This is a genomic window from Nonomuraea sp. NPDC050691 (genome assembly GCF_040654455.1).
Classification (GTDB): Bacteria; Actinomycetota; Actinomycetes; order Streptosporangiales; family Streptosporangiaceae; genus Nonomuraea.
In genome coordinates, this window is the sequence record NZ_JBFAIA010000350.1 from 1 (window position 1) to 2,460 (window position 2,460).

Consider the following 2,460-nt stretch of genomic DNA (forward strand, 5'->3'; position numbering starts at 1 on the left):
GGCGGCCACCGCGCCGTCGCGCCGCGCCTGCGGCGGCGCCCCCTCGGCGATGTGCGCCGCCATGCCGCTGAACGAGCCGCGGTCCTGCTCCCAGCGCTGCGCCACGCTCGCCCCCTCGGGCAGCTCACGCAGCAGGTCGATGGCCTGCCACATGAGCCGCCAGGTGGGTTCGAGCTGGCCGCGCAGGGCCTCGATGATGCGTTCGGCCGCGCCCGCCTCGATGGCCGGGGACAGCACCTCGGCGTCGAACCCCGGATCGGTCGCGGGCCCCGCCGGAGGCCACACGAGCGGGTCCTCGGCGTCGTCGCTCGGCCCGGTCGTGATCCATGCCATCAGCGCCGCCAGGTTGGCGTCCTCCAGGCCGCTCTGCCCGCTCGCCCAGTGCCGGCCCAGCTCCTCGGTCACGGCCGTCATGAGGGACGAGCCGGGGTAGGCGGCCCGCTCGCCGAAGTACGTCAGCCAGCGGCCGAGCAGCGGCACCGTCTCCGGCACCGGGTACGGGCCGTCGGCGCGCCGGAAACGGGTGGAGCGGCCCAGCAGGCGGGTGAACGCGATCCCGGCCTGGTTCGGCACGACGATCTGCGGGGCGTCGAGCACGCGTTCGTACGGGTCGGCGTTCCTGCGCTCCACCGTCTCGGTGCCGGCCAGGAAGCCGTCGATGTAGGGCAGGAGCACGGCGGCCAGGTCGGCGGCCCAGGCGAAGCGCAGGTCGCGGTTGCGCGGCTGCGTCACCACGAGCAGCCGCGGGTCGTCGCGGCGGGTGCCGAGCATGGCGGCCAGCGGCGCGGCGGCCTCGCCCGACATCTTCAGCGGGATGAACACCATGGGACGCTCGGACAGGTGGCAGTGCCGCACGGTCGCGATGGGCTGCGCGCGGCCCTCGTCGAGCGCCCGCAGCCGCGCGAGCGAGGTCAGCAGGCTCACCCGGCCCACCTCCGCCGGCTGTCACGCGGTGCGGGGGCCGGGGGCGGCGGTTCGGCGGCGCGGCGGCCCGCGGCCGGTGCGGGGGTCACGCGAGGCACTCCCGGCGCAGGCGCTCGGCGTTGCGCAGCAGCCGGGCGATCTCCTCCTGCCCCTCGGCCGGGTCGCGGGTGCCGTCGGCCAGGCCCAGCGCCTCCTCGACCGAGGCCACGCCGCCCAGCTCGTCGCGCACCTGCCGGCCGAGCAGGTCGCACGCGCCCTCCTGCCGGGCCTCGTCACGGCAGAAGAAGCACAGGTCGCACGTGGACAGGCAGTCGGGGGCGTACCGGGCGGTGGTGCGGCGCAGCGCGTCGGCCAGCTCGGCCGCCGGGCGGGTGGGCAGCCCGTCCTCGCCCGGCAGCAGGTCGAGCGTCAGCTCCTCGGGCAGCCCCTCCAGCAGCCGGTCGAGCCCGGTCATGCGGGAAAGCTGGCGCTCCAGCACGGCGAGCTGCCGGCGCACGTCGACGAGCGTGGCGACGGGCCGGTTGGCGAAGTTCTCGGGGCAGACGAGCACCACGTCGTGGGCCACCCGCCGCGGGTCGTGGCCGAGCTCCTGGAGCATGCGGCGCAGCGCCAGCACGTACACGGCCGCCTGCCGCGCCGCCGCCGCCACCGCCGCCGGGTCGGCCTGGCCGTCGATCACCGCGAACGACTTGATCTCCACGATGTGGAACCGGCCGCCGAGCTGGAACGCCACCACGTCCGGCTCCAGGAACGCGGTGTGCCCGGCGATCTCCAGGCCCAGCAGCGGATGGTCGTAGATCGTGCCCGAGTCGTGGCCGTCGCGCGCCGCCCGGTCGAACAGCGCCCGGGTGTGGGCGTGGCGCAGGTGGGCGCCGACGTTCTCGACGTCGTGGTAGGCCACCTCGGCGACCGGCAGCTCCAGCAGCTCGCGCAGCATCCGCAGCAGCTCGGCGCACCCGTCGGCCTTCACCAGGGCCTCGAACGCGTTGCCGCGCGTGATCGCGAACGGCGACTGGCCGAACGGCGCCGGGAACCCCAGGTGCCGGGCGGTCGCGTCCTTGTCGATGCCCGCGCCGTCCAGCAGCGCCCGTCGCGCGCAGCCCGGGTTGGCGGCGAGCGCGGCGATGGCGCGCGCGTCGTGCGGCTTCTGCGGCGTCGTGCCGCGCAGCGCGTCAAGCCGGTTCATCGGCGGCCTCTCGTCGCGGTGTCGCTCCGGTGGCCGTGCTCGGCACGGCCGTGTCTCGTGTCGCTGTGGCTCATGTGACTCATAGGGCTGATGTGCTCATGTGGCTCGGCTCGGTCGGACTGGGGTGCTGCTGTCGGGGCTGCGGTGGCTCTCGGGATCGCCGGGTCCTCGGTTGATCGCGTTCCCGGAAGCCGGGTCTTCAGGTGGCGGGTGGGCCGGTCGCGGCCCGGTCACCGGCGACGGTGCTCAGCGTAGCGGCGCCGAACAGCCGCGCCCGGTCACCGAGCTGGGCGGCGGCGCGTCTCGCCAGCTCGGCGCGGTCGCGCGTGTCGCGCTCGGCGTGCACGGCC

The 2,460-nt window shown here is 75.8% G+C and carries 1 protein-coding gene and 1 pseudogene; both read right to left on the reverse strand.

The genetic code is table 11. From position 1 onward, the window contains the following. Positions 1-924, reverse strand: a pseudogene (locus tag AB0H81_RS44595) (hypothetical protein); the annotation flags it as partial. Between the two features lie 85 nt (positions 925-1,009). Then, positions 1,010-2,110, reverse strand: a complete 1,101-nt coding sequence (locus AB0H81_RS44600) for a hypothetical protein (protein WP_358388543.1) — start codon at positions 2,108-2,110, stop codon at positions 1,010-1,012. Positions 2,111-2,460 lie beyond the last annotated feature (350 nt).